The organism is Antribacter sp. NEAU-D49, assembly GCF_057158775.1.
Window position 1 is genome coordinate 109,476 of sequence record NZ_JBXTSN010000004.1, and the last position, 13,369, is coordinate 122,844.

The 13,369-nt window shown below is 69.3% G+C and carries 16 protein-coding genes; 7 read left to right on the forward strand and 9 right to left on the reverse strand.

What is annotated here, in order from left to right; genetic code table 11:
• Positions 1-112 precede the first annotated feature (112 nt).
• On the forward strand, positions 113-1,036 hold the full coding sequence (locus AC060K_RS05310; protein ID WP_483764420.1) for a F510_1955 family glycosylhydrolase: 924 nt from the start codon (positions 113-115) through the stop codon (positions 1,034-1,036).
• A gap of 67 nt (positions 1,037-1,103) precedes the next feature.
• Here the strand turns inward: AC060K_RS05310 and AC060K_RS05315 are convergent, their stop codons facing one another.
• From AC060K_RS05315 to AC060K_RS05325, 3 genes are all read right to left on the reverse strand, one after another.
• Positions 1,104-1,712 (reverse strand): C40 family peptidase, encoded by a 609-nt coding sequence (locus AC060K_RS05315; protein ID WP_483764421.1) that lies wholly within the window; start codon positions 1,710-1,712, stop codon positions 1,104-1,106.
• 146 nt (positions 1,713-1,858) lie between these two features.
• Positions 1,859-2,434: a DUF305 domain-containing protein gene (locus AC060K_RS05320; protein WP_483764422.1), complete on the reverse strand. Its 576-nt coding sequence runs from the start codon at positions 2,432-2,434 to the stop codon at positions 1,859-1,861.
• Between the two features lie 101 nt (positions 2,435-2,535).
• Positions 2,536-2,904 (reverse strand): hypothetical protein, encoded by a 369-nt coding sequence (locus tag AC060K_RS05325; protein ID WP_483764423.1) that lies wholly within the window; start codon positions 2,902-2,904, stop codon positions 2,536-2,538.
• 222 nt (positions 2,905-3,126) lie between these two features.
• Here AC060K_RS05325 and AC060K_RS05330 point away from each other — a divergent pair, with 222 nt between their 5' ends.
• Together AC060K_RS05330 and AC060K_RS05335 are read left to right on the forward strand one after the other, a co-directional pair.
• Positions 3,127-3,528 carry a four-helix bundle copper-binding protein gene (locus tag AC060K_RS05330; protein ID WP_483764424.1) on the forward strand — a complete coding sequence of 134 codons (402 nt, stop codon included), beginning with the start codon at positions 3,127-3,129 and terminating at the stop codon, positions 3,526-3,528.
• 113 nt (positions 3,529-3,641) lie between these two features.
• A complete protein-coding gene (locus AC060K_RS05335; RefSeq protein ID WP_483764425.1) occupies positions 3,642-4,094 on the forward strand; it encodes a DUF305 domain-containing protein in 453 nt (150 codons plus the stop codon).
• A gap of 282 nt (positions 4,095-4,376) precedes the next feature.
• Here the strand turns inward: AC060K_RS05335 and AC060K_RS05340 are convergent, their stop codons facing one another.
• Genes AC060K_RS05340 through AC060K_RS05355 form a run of 4 tightly spaced genes read right to left on the reverse strand, consistent with a single transcriptional unit; the run spans position 4,377 to position 6,269 of the window.
• Positions 4,377-4,709: a hypothetical protein gene (locus AC060K_RS05340; RefSeq protein ID WP_483764426.1), complete on the reverse strand. Its 333-nt coding sequence runs from the start codon at positions 4,707-4,709 to the stop codon at positions 4,377-4,379.
• Positions 4,706-5,569, reverse strand: a complete 864-nt coding sequence (locus AC060K_RS05345; protein WP_483764427.1) for an HAD family hydrolase — start codon at positions 5,567-5,569, stop codon at positions 4,706-4,708. Before AC060K_RS05345 ends, AC060K_RS05340 begins: the two co-directional genes overlap by 4 nt.
• Positions 5,566-5,964: a hypothetical protein gene (locus tag AC060K_RS05350; protein ID WP_483764428.1), complete on the reverse strand. Its 399-nt coding sequence runs from the start codon at positions 5,962-5,964 to the stop codon at positions 5,566-5,568. The genes AC060K_RS05345 and AC060K_RS05350 overlap by 4 nt, the downstream gene beginning before the upstream one ends.
• A complete protein-coding gene (locus tag AC060K_RS05355) occupies positions 5,961-6,269 on the reverse strand; it encodes a hypothetical protein (RefSeq protein WP_483764429.1) in 309 nt (102 codons plus the stop codon). The genes AC060K_RS05350 and AC060K_RS05355 overlap by 4 nt, the downstream gene beginning before the upstream one ends.
• Positions 6,270-6,476: 207 nt before the next feature.
• Here AC060K_RS05355 and AC060K_RS05360 point away from each other — a divergent pair, with 207 nt between their 5' ends.
• The 3 genes from AC060K_RS05360 to AC060K_RS05370 all read left to right on the forward strand — a co-directional run bounded on the left by AC060K_RS05360 (position 6,477) and on the right by AC060K_RS05370 (position 9,532).
• A complete protein-coding gene (locus AC060K_RS05360) occupies positions 6,477-7,805 on the forward strand; it encodes an NsdA family TPR-like regulatory protein (protein ID WP_483764430.1) in 1,329 nt (442 codons plus the stop codon).
• On the forward strand, positions 7,802-8,680 hold the full coding sequence (locus AC060K_RS05365; protein WP_483764431.1) for a DUF1932 domain-containing protein: 879 nt from the start codon (positions 7,802-7,804) through the stop codon (positions 8,678-8,680). Before AC060K_RS05360 ends, AC060K_RS05365 begins: the two co-directional genes overlap by 4 nt.
• A 267-nt stretch (positions 8,681-8,947) precedes the next feature.
• Entirely contained in the window at positions 8,948-9,532 is a 585-nt protein-coding gene (locus AC060K_RS05370; protein WP_483764432.1) for an HD domain-containing protein, read from the forward strand.
• A 518-nt stretch (positions 9,533-10,050) separates the two neighbouring features.
• Here AC060K_RS05370 and AC060K_RS05375 read toward each other — a convergent pair.
• Positions 10,051-11,103 carry an ABC transporter ATP-binding protein gene (locus AC060K_RS05375; RefSeq protein ID WP_483764433.1) on the reverse strand — a complete coding sequence of 351 codons (1,053 nt, stop codon included), beginning with the start codon at positions 11,101-11,103 and terminating at the stop codon, positions 10,051-10,053.
• 233 nt (positions 11,104-11,336) lie between these two features.
• Complete coding sequence (locus AC060K_RS05380; protein WP_483764434.1) at positions 11,337-11,867, reverse strand: hypothetical protein; 531 nt, start codon at positions 11,865-11,867, stop codon at positions 11,337-11,339.
• 162 nt (positions 11,868-12,029) lie between these two features.
• Here AC060K_RS05380 and AC060K_RS05385 point away from each other — a divergent pair, with 162 nt between their 5' ends.
• Positions 12,030-13,289 carry a hypothetical protein gene (locus tag AC060K_RS05385; protein ID WP_483764435.1) on the forward strand — a complete coding sequence of 420 codons (1,260 nt, stop codon included), beginning with the start codon at positions 12,030-12,032 and terminating at the stop codon, positions 13,287-13,289.
• The last annotated feature ends 80 nt before the right edge of the window (positions 13,290-13,369 follow it).

Below are 13,369 nucleotides of genomic sequence, written 5' to 3' on the forward strand. Positions count from 1 at the left end.
GACGGGGCCCGGTCGCCTCAGGCGGCCGGGCACCCGTTCACGCACGCCTAGCGGTGACGGCTCATGCGCCGGTCACCGCGCCCATGCCGCCGCTCGTCCGAGGAACTCGCCGATGAACATCACTGACAAGCGCTTTCGCCTCGCCCCCCTGACCGCAGGACTGCTGCTGCTGGGATCTTGCAGCGGATCGACGGATGGAGGCCCGGCGGTCGATCGTCCGGTGGCCGGCTTCAGCCACATCCACGCCCTGACGTCCGACCCCGAAGGTAAGGCGGTGCTGGCAGCCACCCACACCGGCGTCTGGCGCCTGCCGAAACCAGGCGTCCAGTCAGACGACCAGGGCCCAAGCCTCGTAGGGGCTGGGCTCCAAGACACGATGGGCATGACGGCGTCCCCTGACGGCGGGCTCTACGCCTCCGGCCACCCCGCTCCCGGCGACCAGCCCGATCTACCAGCGCCCAACCTCGGACTGCTGCGAAGCAACGACGGAGCTGAGACATGGCAGAACGTCGCTCTGCTCGGCCAGGTCGACTTCCATACGTTGGACGCCGCCCCGCTCGGCGACGGCGGTGTCCGGATCGTCGGCCTCGACTCAGGAAGCTCGACAGTGCTGGTCAGCGACGACCAGGGGGTGACCTGGTCCGCTGGCGCGACGCTCGGTGCCATCGACCTGCTCATGAACAGTCAGGAGCCGGACATCATCGTGGCAACCACACCGGACGGCCTCCACGTCAGCAACGACGCCGGTTCTACCTTCGCGCCGGTCCCCGGCGCACCCTCTTTGGTGTTCGTCGACCCTGCTCCCGACGGCACGCTCGTCGGGATCGACGACTCCGGTCGGGTGTGGACCGGATCGGCGGTGTTCGACAGCTGGAAGCGCCACGGCACGGCGCCCGGTATGCCGCAAGCGATGGCCTATCTCGCCGACGACGTCGATGGATCGGCCGGCTGGCTCCTGGTGGCCGGCGAAGCTGGAGTGAGCGCGACCAGTGACCTTGGTGCCACGTGGGAGAACGTGGCGACGACGAGCCACTGACGAAAGGAACTGGCGGGAGGGCCCGACTTACGGGTCGGGGCCGCGGGGCGACCCCGACCCGTACGCGTCAGCCGACTCGGATGAACGTCGGGTTGGACTGCCAGATCCGGCTGTACCGCACGGTGGACCCCGGCACCGGGGCCTCGATCTGCATTCCATCACCGACGTAGATCGCGATATGCCCTGGGCTCCATATGAGATCGCCAGGCTGGGCTGCAGAGCGCGAGATAACAGTACCGGCGTAGCGCTGCTGCGACGACGTGCGTGGCAGGTCGATCCCGACCTGCGCGTAGACGTACGACGTGAAACCGGAGCAGTCAAACCCCGCCGGCGTGGACCCTCCCCACAGGTAGGGCACGCCCAGGTAGCGGTACGCGATGGACACCACAGACGATCCCGAGGTGAACGCCGGAGCGTCACGCACGGTGGTCCGGGAAGCGGTGGAGCTTCGTTGCACCACGGGCGCGGGCTCCGGCTCGGGTGCAGGAGTGACCGCCACGGCAGCCTGCTCCATGACCAGTTCGGCGTCGGGCGCGACAGTGACAACGGGCGCAGCACGAAGGGACTCGCGGGCTGCGCTGGTCAGAGCGTTGAGGTCGACGGTCGACAGCCGCTGGGCCCCGACTTCGGTCGAGGTCTCGGCTCCGGCGGGGGAGGCCAGGGTCGACAGCAGCACTCCAGAGGCGGCCACCGCAACAGCCCCCCGCCGGGCTGATCCCTCCAGTCCCTGGGCTACCGTGCGGACAGCGACCATTGCTGCCGTGCCCGGACGGCGTGCCGCCCTGTGCCGGCCCCAGTTGAGGCTGGCGTTCGTCTGGGTAGTCACATCGCCTCCAGCAGTCGCTGCATCGTCAGGATGTCGCTAGCCCGGCTCTCGATGATCCAGCGAGCCAGGATTACTGCGTCAGTGTCGACGCCTTCGGCGCGCTCTGTCTTGGCCATCTCGATCGCACGGTTGTGGTGGGAGATCATCTGCTCGAGAAACAGACGCGACGCTTCGACGCCGTTAGCCGCCACTAGGGCGGCGCTCGCCGCGCTCTCCTGCGTACCGGCTTCGGGCGAGGAAGCGCCCCACTCGACGAGCCAGTCGGTGAGCTGGGTGGCTTCCGGTTCGTGGACTGCCTTCACCTTGAGGGCGAAGTCGGTCACCTCTGCGGCGATGCCGTCCTTGGCCAAGATGGCGTCAGTCATGGCGACGGCTTGTTCGTGATGAGCAAGCATCTGCTGTGCGAACGTGACGTCAGCGCTGGAGAACTCGACGGTGTCGGAAGTGTCAGCCCGGATTGGCGAGCTTGCCGAGGAGGGCTGCGCCGCACCGGTAGTGCGGATCTCCCCGCATGCGGTCAATACCAGTGCTGCGATCGGTATCAGGGCAGCAGCAATCGCTAGTTTGGACATGGGAATTGCCTTTCAGTCGGTGGGACGCTATCCGTCCGCAGGCTCGTCGGGGACGTGCCTGCAAGAGCGCCGATGCCGATGGCACCAGCAGCGGAGGACGTCTATGTCCGACTGATTCCCAAAGCGTCCAGGGAGGGGCGCGTGCCCGTGGTGGGTCGTGACGGCAAGGGGGTCGCCACGAGCCAGGTGGCGAGCCAGGGCACACGTACAGCGGCTCCCGGCAGGAAGAAGATGAGCAGCATCGTCAGAACGATCATGCACATCGCACCGGCGAGGTCGTGTCCGTCAGCGTGGCAGCCGTCACATGGCGGGTGCGGCGCCTGGGCCACGCCCACCAACGACTCGGCGTCGGCCGCCTCGTGCGCGACAACCTCAAGGACGGCGATCGGACCGGCATGTGCCATCGGTGATCCACTCATCGCGTGCATCACAACGACGCCGAGGGCCAGCGCCAGCATGCCGAACGCCACGGCGAGTCCTCGCCGTGGCGCGCGGAGAGATGCGTGCAGCGCGCCAACCATGGCTGGGAGACTACCCCAGAGTCATATGAGCTCTCTGGCAGGCCGACGTTGCCGCCGCCGGGCCGGGCGGCAAAGGTGTGCGAGCCGATGGAGCCCTCCGTACGGTTGATGGTGCAACCGGCGTCGTGCCGACACGGTAGCGGCGCCTCCCCAACACCGGCTGGAGGAACCATGAAGACCACCGAGATGCTCGAGACGTACCCCAAGTCGATGAACCTCGACCGCGAGCTCCTCGCGACCGTGATCGAGACCGTCGTCGGCTGCGCACAGGCCTGTACGGCCTGCGCGGACGCGTGCCTCAGCGAGGACATGATCACCGACCTGCGCAAGTGCGTCCGCACCAACCTGGACTGCGCCGACATCTGCGAGACCACCGCACGCGTCCTGTCCCGGCACACCGGCTACGACGCCAACATCAGCCGCACGCTCCTCGAGGCGTGCATCACGGCGTGCAAGGCGTGCGGCGACGAGTGCGAGCAGCACGCGAGCATGCACGAGCACTGCCGCGTGTGCGCGGAGATGTGCCGGGCGTGCGAGGCCGCGTGCCGCGAGCTCCTGGCCACCATCAGCTGACGCCGGGCCTGGGGCCAAAGCGCGCCCCACCGGACTGCCAGGCCAGCCCTGCTCTCGATGTGCCATGGCGGCACGGTCGGCCCGACGGACCCCGATTCCGGAAGGACGAACCGATGAAGTCGATGTACCTACGACTGGGTGTCGCGCTGGTCGCAAGCCTGGCGGTGATGTTCGTGCTCAGTCTTGCCCAGGTGCATGTCTGGGGAGACTTCTACCTCAACCTCAGCAACTTCTACATCTCACTGACCATGGTGAGCGCCATGGGCATCGTGATGCTTCTGGTGATGTGGCCCATGTACGACAACAAGCGCGTCAACATCGGGTTGCTGGCTACATTCGCGGTCGCGCTCGTCGGTGCGTTCGCCATGGCCCGGACCGAAGCCTTCGTCGGAGACGACGCGTTCTTGTCTTCCATGATTCCCCACCACTCGCGGGCGATCCTGGTCTGCGAACAATCGTCACTCACAGACTCGGAGGTCATCGACCTCTGTGACACGATCATTCGTACCCAGCAGGAGGAGATCAACCAAATGAAGGACATCATCGAGCGACGCTCCAACTCCTGATGAGCCGCCCGGAAGCTGTGCGCTCGTAGGTGTCGATCAGGACGGCGAACCGTGTGCGCTGTGCGGGGCGAGCTCAGCGCCCGTGATTCCCAACCGCGCGCTGATCGCACGGCCCATGGCCATCTCCATCAGCTAGCACCTGAAACGCATCGCCCTGGCGGGCATCGGTGCGTAGGGGCTCCCAAGGGCGGGGAGCCCCGGCCGGTGGGTCCCGACGTCGGCGGCGGGCTCGCGGCCGGGCGGGGGCAGGCGCCCGACCGCAAGATCAGTGATCGGGCCGGGCTACAAGGGCCGGGCCACGTCGAGGATGTAGAGGCCGCCGTGGTTGCCGTCGTAGCGCCACTTCGGGCGGCCGTCCCCGGTCAGGGCGTACGCGTACCCGGCGGCGACCAGGGCGCGTTCCAGGTCGAGCATCGTCGCCCCGACCGCGCTCGGCACGTCGGAGTGGTGGGCGATCATCGCGTCACCGTCACCGGTCCAGACCTCGCACGAGGCCAGTGCCGGGCCGGTGCCGTCCAGCCGGACCCGTACGGAGACGGGGTGCAGGCGTGGGTGCAGGCTTGCGGCGAGGTCGCGGACCTCGCGCAGCAGCTCGGCCGGCGGGGCGGCGCTCATGAGCCCGCCCCGGCCAACGCCTGCGCTTCCACGTCGGATCGCTGGGCAGGTTCGGTGAGCAGGTCCAGGAGCACCATTGCCGCGCCGTGCTCAGCGAGCGTGCCCGTGAAGTGGTCGGCGGCCTCCTGGACGACCATCGGTGCGTGCCCCATGGCGTAGGAGCGGGCAGCCCACTCCATCGCCTCCAGATCGTTCACGCCGTCGCCAACGAAGACCGTGTGCTCGGGCGCGATCCCGACGTGGTGGCGGACGGCGTCGAGGGCCGACGCCTTGGAGAACCCCGCCGGAGTCACGTCCAACCACGACGGGGAAGCCGGGTTGACCGTGACGCCGAGGCTGCGGACCGGCTCCATGAGCAGCGCGGTGGCGTTCGGGGCCGACAGGATCACCCGGGGCGCGGGCTCTGCAGTGAGGTCGTCGTCGGAGACGACGATCTGGCGTCCGTTGACCTCGGCCCGGTCGAACAGCTCGGAGACGTGGTAGCCCCAGCCGACCTCCTCGACCGCGACTCGCACCCCCGGGCACAGGCGGCGGGCCAGGCGAAGTACTGGTGCGATGTCGAGGGTCTGGCAGGACTCGACGCGGTACCCGCACGGCCAGGTCCGGTCCAGCCGGGCGGTCACCGCCCCGTTGGACGCGACGACCCACGACCCGTCCAAGCCGAGCAGAGTCGCGATCGGCAGGACTCCCACGAGGGATCTGCCCGTCGCCAGCACGACGACGTGTTTGGCCGCCATCACATCAGCGACCGCCTGGCGGGTGACGTGGGGGATGGTGTTCGTGCCGTCCGGGCACAGGGTCCCGTCGATGTCGAGCGCGACCAGCAGCCGCGCCCTCGCCATGTTCTCGGTGGTGGTCATCGTGTGGTCTCCGTGGTGTCTGCCGCAGGGTCGCTCGGTGCGGCTGTCGTGGTCGGGGTGCGGCGCGGCAGGGAGTCGGTCAGGCGTGCTCGCCGTTGCTCGTTCGGCTGCGTGTCGCCGATGACGATGCAGGCCGCGCCGTCAGATTCGAGCTCGTGAGCCACCCGTGACCGGACGGACGCCAGCCGGGCCTGGGCGGGAAGGATGACCAGGTGGGCGTTGTGGAACCTCGCGGTCTGGACGACCTGGCTGATCGTGAGCGTGTCGAACCGGTCGGTCACGATCTGCGCCAACGCCAGGCCCTCTGCCCGGGCGTAGTCGGTCACCGCGTCCCGCTGGCCGTCCAGCGCCTCGCCCTCCGGAGCACAGACGTAGCCGACCGCGACCGCGCTCACCGCACGACTCCCGACACGCTGCGCAGCACGGACCGCACCTGAACCTCCAGCCCGTCACGAACTCCGGTCCACAGCGTGTGCCCCGGGACGAACATCCGGTGATCCAGCGGGACGTCCAGACCGAGCGCACGCGCGATGGCCTCGCCCTCGGCCAGGACCACCGGCTGAAGGCAGACCCGATCCCGGGTCACGGTGACCAGCTCGACGCGCGCGGCGCCGATCTGGCGGATGACGTCAGCGGCGACTTCGACCGCCTGCTCCAGCAGCGCCGGCTCGTGCCGTCGCGTCGTGTCTCGAACGCTCATCACCGCTCCTGTCGTGGCCGGGAACTACCGGCTCGGGCTTACTCGTTCCTCTGTGGAGCATTGCGTCGGGTTCGCGACTGTTCGACAGCCGAACGCGGTCTGTTCGTGTCAGACGCGGTCAATCTCGCGACAGGTCGTCGGGGCCGCGGTTCGGCGAGCAGGAGTCCTCTACCGTGATGGTGGTCACGCAGCCGACCGGAGGAGGTCATGGTGGAGGCTCGAACGGCATTCCGTGCGCTTCTCGAGCAGCGCGGGTGGCAGGAGTACGAGGTGTTCCGGCAGCAGTTCGAACGGGCTGCACGCGACCTGGCTCTCACGGAAGGGCCTCGATCGCTCGGCACGGCCACGATCGAGCGGCGGCAGTTCGTCCGGTACCTGAACGGGCAGATCCGGAACCCGCAGCGAGCGACCCGCCGGATCCTGGAGCACCTCTTCGGTGGCCTGCCCGCGGACCGGATGATGCGTGACCTCGGTGGTGAGGACCAGCAGCAGCCCGCCGGTAGGGTGCCTGGACGTACCACGATCGAGGACGTCGTCATGGAAGCAGCAGAGGAGTCCGCCCGGTTCGCGGCTCGTGCCGAGGCGAGCAACGTCGGTCCGCACGCCCTGGAGCAGCTGGAGTCCGACTTGCGCCGAGTGGTCGAGGCGTACCCGACCCAGCCGGTCGACGTGTCGTTCGCACAGGTGCGAGCCCTGCGTGATCGCTCCTTCGAGCTGCTGGAGGGGCGGCAGCCACCCCACCACACCCGGGATCTCTACCTCGCGGCCGGGGTGTTGTGCGGTGTCCTGGCCAACGCCTGTTTCGACCTGGGTCGCTACTCGGCCGCCGAGACGCAGGCCCGCACTGCCTTTCTCTGTGGTGAGCTCGCCGGGCATAACGGTCTCCGGTCCTGGGTACGGGGGATGCAGGCTCTGACCGCGTACTGGGACGGGCGACCCGCCGATGCGGCGCGGCTGGCTGGCGACGGCGCCCGATACGTGCCTGAGCACGGAACCGCCTCAGTTCGGGCGTTGAGCATCCATGCCCGCGCACTGGCCCAGCTCGGCGACCGGGACGCAGCTACCTCAGCACTGGCCTCTGCTGAGACGGCCGCCGAGAACGTGGTGCCAAGCCCGCTGTTCACCGGGATGCTGGACTTCCCTCGCGCGAAGCAGATGTTCTACGCCGCGACCGCCCATCTCTGGCTCGACGGCCCGGGACACGCCGCCTCGGCCGAGCGGCTGGCAGGCGACGCGGTCACCCTATACAACGCTGTCCCGGCCCAGAAGCGCAGGCTCGGTGAACTGAGCCTCGCGCGGCTCGACCTAGCCACCGCACGGCTTGCCCTCCACGACGCTGACGGAGCCGCAGAAGCCCTTCATGACGTCGTGGCCGTCTCAGCAGCCCGGCCCACCGAGTCCGTGACACGACGAGTCGGACGCTTCGGAAGGGACCTGGCCGCCCACCCGGCAGTCACCTCCCGGGCCGGCGTCGTAATGCGCGAACTTGTCGCCGCTGCCCAGGACCGACCGGCGCTTGGAGGAGGTAGCCGATGACCGTCACGCTCCTGGTGCTTCACCCCGGAGACATGGGCGCTGCGGTCGCAGCACAGGCTATCGCCCAGGGCCACCGCGTCCTATGGATCCCTGACGGACGCTCGGACACCACGCGCAAGCGAGCGGACGACGCGGGTCTGGAACCCGCCGCTGATCTGGCTACGGGCCTCGCCGCTGCCGACGTGGTGCTGTCCATCTGTCCTCCCGCGGCAGCCGAGTTGATCGCAGGAGAGGTGGCCCGGATCGGCTTCGACGGCGTGTTCGTCGATGCCAACGCGGTCAGCCCTCAACGGTTCGAGCGGATCGCCGCCCTTCCCGGCCTGACCTCGGTGGTGGACGGCGCGATCATCGGACCACCACCTCGCACCGCCAGCACCCGCCTCTACCTCGCGGGTCCGCCGACCCCCGTATGTGCCGTCCAAGAACTGTTCACCGGCTCCCTGGTCGATACCTGTATCGCCGGAACCGAACCGGGCAAGGCCTCCGCGCTGAAGATGGCCTTCGCGTCCTTCCAAAAGGCCGCCCGCCCACTGGCCGCCGTCGCGCACGCACTCGCACGCCACCACGGCGTCTCAGACCTCCTGGCCGCGGAAGCACGCACGATGCCCGCCGACGTCCTGGCTGCGACCGACTACCTGCCCAGCGTCGCTGCCCGCGCCTGGCGCTGGGCACCCGAACTGCACGAGATCGCCGACACCCTCACCGCCGCCGGACTCCCCGCCGACCAAGCGCACGCGGCGGCCGCCGTCCTCACCCGGTGGGAGTCCGACAAGGACGACACGCCGCTCAGCCTTGACGATGTCCTCAACCGCCTCAGCACCCGCGTTCCTGGCCATCGCGAACGCAGCCCAGCGTCGGAGGGCGACCCTCGATGAGTTCCATCAAGCAACCTGGGTTCCAGGCGACCGACTGAGCCAGGACGTAGCTGGACGCGCCGCGGCATGGGGCGGACCACTCTCCGCCACGAGCGGCAATTCGACGGCACAAGCCAAGCTGCTCGACGTGGGTCTCGTTTGCCGTCTCGACGCATCGACAAAGGTCCAGGACGCATCCATGATGGCCTGGACCAGCGTGCCCACCGTGACTTGACCGATGTGTACTTCGCCATCCGACTCGCCGGCGATGACCAAGGAGGCACCCACATGACCGACCACGTGACCGACCCGGAAGCCGCGAGCGTCGCGAACTTCGCCCACGAGATGGGTGTGCTCAAGCGTCTGCGTCGTGCCGGGTGGTGGCAGGCCGGTGTGCGGGACCCCGAGTCGGTCGCCGAGCACAGCCTCCGCGTGGCACAGCTCGCCGCCCTCATCGCCGCCGAGGAGGGCGCCGACCCGGCACGCGCCGCGTATCTCGGTCTGTGGCACGACTCGCAGGAGACCCGGACCACCGACCTCCCGCACTCGGCTCGCCCCTACCTCGGCAAGGCGAACAACGAGGCGATCACCCGCGACCAGGTCGCCTACCTGCCCGACGCCGCCGCCAAGACGGTCAGCGAAGCTGTGGTCGAGTACGAGGCGCAGGAGACGCTCGAAGCCCGGTGCGCCAAGGACGCCGACAAGCTCGAATGCCTCCTCCAGGCCCTGGAGTACCGGGCAGCCGGCCACCAGTACGTCCAGAAGTGGATCGACAGCTCCCGCGCCGGACTCGGCACCACCTTCGCCGCACGCGTCGCCGACGCGGCCCTCGCGGGCAGCCCCATGGCCTGGCACAACCAAGCCCAGCCCTGACGTTCGACTCGGCGGGATAGACCGGGCAACGCCGGGGCACTCCTGGCGCAGCCCAGGGATCTGCTCAGTTCCTATGGCACGCAGGTGGCACGCCCCGCTACCCTGAACCCGAGAATCCGCAGCATTCCAGCGATTTCGCGTCCTGCGGCCAGACGATCAACTTCTGATCGACCGGTTCGGGCCACCTGGCACGACACCTCGGAAACGGCGGCTGACCTGCGCAAACGTCTTGCGGCGTTGTGCAGCGTCTGCCGCCGTTTCTCGTTGGCGGTTGTAACTCCGCTGTAACTCCGCAGGTGGGCTGCCCGGCTCCGGCGACTCTGCGGGTTGTTCCCCCAACGGGTGTCCCCCGAAGCCCTGATCCCTCTCGCGCCCATCGGTGTGGCTCCCGATCACCCCGGCGTCCGGTCGGGCAGGGTGCCTGAGCCGTCGGGGGTGAGAGGGGTCGGAGCGCCCCCGCATCCCTTGAGCGCTCCTGAGGTGGGCGGGGGTGGGCGCGCCGCCCTCAGGCCGGGAGGTCAGGGCAGTGTCTTGACCTCGAGAGCGCGCAGTATGCCGACCAGATGATTCAGCTCATGCCAGGGAGCCGGGGTGGGCTTACCCCTCTTCAGATACTCGTGCATGGTATGGACGTCGTCGCTCAGATCGCCGGCCGCGAGCTCGATCGCGGTTGGGTCGATGAGGTGTAGTTCTGACACTGGGACCTGCCAGTAGAGCTCGTCAACGAGCTCGACATTGTCTCCGAGGACCGCGGCGGCGTCGCATAGGGCTCGGTCGACCGCCTTGCGCACATCCTCTATTGAGAGTGTCAGGTGATGGCTCATGACACGTAGCGTTCCATGGCCGGCGGGGTGCGACGGGGTGCGCATTTCCGTGAGCGCCTCGACGTCGCTCATGTCGTGGCTGGTCAGCACGATCGTGGTGCCGAACGCTCGGTTGATCTCACGGAAGAGGGTGCGCACCACGAGCTTTGCCTGGACGTCCAGCCCGATGGTCGGCTCGTCGGCGAACAGCAGCGCGGGCCGGTGCAGCAGCGCGAGAGCCAGCTCGCATCGCATCCGCTGGCCGAGGGAGAGGTTCCGTACCGGCGTGTCCAGGATCTCCGTGACGCCCAGAAGCTCTCCGAGCTCGCCCACGGTCCTGGCGAACTCGTCCCGCGGAATCTCGTACATGCTGCGGTGGATCTTCAGCGACTCACGGGTCGACACGTCCCACCAGAGCATCGCCTTCTGGCCGAAGATCACCGAGATCTGCGACAGGAACGGATACGAACGAGCCGCCGGCCGATACCCGCACACGCGAAGCTCACCAGCGCTCGGCACCAGCAGGCCGCTCATCATCTTGACGATGGTCGTCTTGCCGGCCCCGTTCGGTCCGACCAGGCCGATGATCTCGCCACGCTCGACAGTCAGGTCGAGGCCGACGACGGCCTGAACCCTGGTGAGCTCCCGGCTGACCAGACTCCGCAGGGCACCGCGGAGCCCCTGGGGTTGCCGATAGAAGGTGTAGTGCTTGCCGAGGCCCTGCGCCGAGATGACTGGCTCAGAACTGAAGAAGGTGGGGGAACGCACGGTTGACTCCTCACCGACCACGCAGGGCAAGGGGGTCGGTAGAAGGTCGAACGTCGGGCGCTCCAGCCCTGACGGAGCTACATCGCGAGCGTAGCCATGGATCTTGCTGACCAGCAAGATCCTTCCACGAGCGGACTGTGGTCTCCTACGTACAGAGCCCCGGCCCTCACGGACCGGGGCTCTGTAGGCACCTGCCGGGTGCGGGCGTTCCGCGTGTGTCCGGGCCGGTTGCCTCAGCAGATGTCGAGGCGGTTGAAGTCGTACGTCGCGTGGTTCGGGACCGTGTAGATTCGGCCGTCCGCGGGGATGGCGACCGAGTAGTTCGGACCCCAGAAGCGGACCTGGGCTCCGCCCGTCTGGTTGTTGCGGACGGCGAGCGCGTCGATGAAGTTGGAGAGCGATCGGGTCTCGCACCTGAACAGGTGGAAGACGCTGTGCCTGCCGTCGCCCTGCCCGACCGCCACGCAGGCGATCCCTGATGCCGCGGAGCACAGGACCAGCGCCGCGTTCCGGTCGGCGCTCGACACGTTGCGCTGTACCCACTCGCCGGGGTACAGCGGGGAGACGCCCGGTGTCCAGGCGTTGGTACCGATGCCGGAGCCGGTGGACGCGTCAGCGTTGGCCGAGCTGCTCGAGGCCGTGGGGTCGATCGGTGCGGCGCTGGCCGTCTGGGCGCTCGTGATGAGCCCCAGCGTCATCATGAGGGCGGCGAGAACCGCGGCGAGCACGGTCGGCCGCGACCTGGCGGTGGATGATGCCTGCATGTCGTCACTCCTCGGAGATTGTCCGGACGGCCCGATGCCGTCCCGGGGCCGGTTCTGGCCCCGGAGCTCGACAGTAGGATCGGAGCCGGGTGCCTGGACGAGACTTCGGCGGCGCGCGAATCCTTCGGTCCTCGCCGAAGGGGCGACCTACACTCAGCACCCATGAGGCGTCGTGCGCTCGTCCCGCTGGTCCTCGCCGCGACGCTCGCGCTCACCGGCTGCACCGGCGAGCCGCCCCGGGATCCGTCGCCTGGGCCGAGCGACGCGCGGCCCGTCACCAGCCCAGAGACCCCCGCCGACCCCGGCTGGACCGAGGTCGCCCTTCCCGCGCCCCCGGGCCCGCCGGGCCGCGTCGCCCTGCGGGACGCCGCCGTCTGCGACGGGCGCTGGTACGTGGTGGGCGGGGTGTTCCCCGACGACGTCCCGGGCGGCGCCGCCGAGCCCTACCCCGCGGCCTGGACAAGTACCGACGGCCGCACCTTCGAGCCCGTCGAGATCCGCGCCACGGGCTTCTGGGCACTGCTCGCCACGCTGACCTCGGTCGCCTGCGGAGGCCCGGGAACAGCGACCGAGCCTGAAACCGTGGTCGCCGTCGGCTCCCGCGCGGGCGGCGCGCACGGCAACCCCCGCGTGACGACGTTCCACGGTCCGCCCGCCGGTCCCTGGGTCGACGTCGCCGCGCCCATCACCCTGTACGGCGGCAGCGAGGGCATGGTCGTCTACGGCGTCGCGCCCGGCCCGGACGGCTGGCTGATCCCCGGCGGCCGTACGTCGGGCGGCGCGGTCTGGACGTCGCCCGACGGCACCGGCTTCACGCTGGTCGACGACGACCCCGCGCTCGCCTCGTCCGACGACCTCGACACCCTCGCGGTCCACGCGGTGCACGACGGCGCCGGCTGGACCGTCGTCGGCTCCGCCGACCGGGACGGACGGGTGGAGCGGCTCCCGGCCGCCTGGGTCTCTGCCGACGGGCGCTCCTGGCAGCGCCAGGACGTTCCCGAGCCGGAGGGCTACGGGGCGCTGGACCGCGTGGTCCGGTACGGCGACGGCGTCCTGGCCGCGGGGGTGCGCGACGAGGCCTTCGGCGTCTGGTCCCGCCCGGCCGACGGCGAGTGGTCCCAGATCGCCACGTTCGGCGCGCTGAGCGCCGCCTACGGCGGCAGCCCGTACGTGGCCGACCTGGACGTGGTGGACGACGGCGTCCTCGCGGTCGTCAGCGACCGCGAGACCAACGAGGCGTGGTGGGCCGACGGCGGGCCGGACGGCGCCTGGCGTCCGCTGGTCCTCCCCGTCCCGGTCGCGGCGGGAGCCGACCACACGGTGTCGGCCGCCTCGGACGGCGCCGAGGTGCTGCTCCTGACCGACGACGAGTCCGGCGGCCGGCTGTGGGCGGCGACCCGTTGGCCGCCGTCGGACCGGTAGGCCACGACCAGGAACCTGTTCCCCCTCTCAGCCCCGGACGGGGAACAACTTCCTGGTGGGCGGCGATCGGGGAACAACTT

Coding starts and splice junctions, on each gene's coding strand:
- AC060K_RS05340 (WP_483764426.1), bottom strand. CDS start 4,709: ATGAGCGCCGCCCCGCCGGCCGAGCTGCTGCGCGAGGTCCGCGACCTC.
- AC060K_RS05380 (WP_483764434.1), bottom strand. CDS start 11,867: ATGCAGGCATCATCCACCGCCAGGTCGCGGCCGACCGTGCTCGCCGCG.
- AC060K_RS05370 (WP_483764432.1), top strand. CDS start 8,948: ATGACCGACCACGTGACCGACCCGGAAGCCGCGAGCGTCGCGAACTTC.
- AC060K_RS05335 (WP_483764425.1), top strand. CDS start 3,642: ATGAAGTCGATGTACCTACGACTGGGTGTCGCGCTGGTCGCAAGCCTG.
- AC060K_RS05320 (WP_483764422.1), bottom strand. CDS start 2,434: ATGTCCAAACTAGCGATTGCTGCTGCCCTGATACCGATCGCAGCACTG.
- AC060K_RS05385 (WP_483764435.1), top strand. CDS start 12,030: ATGAGGCGTCGTGCGCTCGTCCCGCTGGTCCTCGCCGCGACGCTCGCG.
- AC060K_RS05355 (WP_483764429.1), bottom strand. CDS start 6,269: ATGAGCGTTCGAGACACGACGCGACGGCACGAGCCGGCGCTGCTGGAG.
- AC060K_RS05310 (WP_483764420.1), top strand. CDS start 113: ATGAACATCACTGACAAGCGCTTTCGCCTCGCCCCCCTGACCGCAGGA.
- AC060K_RS05360 (WP_483764430.1), top strand. CDS start 6,477: ATGGTGGAGGCTCGAACGGCATTCCGTGCGCTTCTCGAGCAGCGCGGG.
- AC060K_RS05330 (WP_483764424.1), top strand. CDS start 3,127: ATGAAGACCACCGAGATGCTCGAGACGTACCCCAAGTCGATGAACCTC.
- AC060K_RS05365 (WP_483764431.1), top strand. CDS start 7,802: ATGACCGTCACGCTCCTGGTGCTTCACCCCGGAGACATGGGCGCTGCG.
- AC060K_RS05345 (WP_483764427.1), bottom strand. CDS start 5,569: ATGACCACCACCGAGAACATGGCGAGGGCGCGGCTGCTGGTCGCGCTC.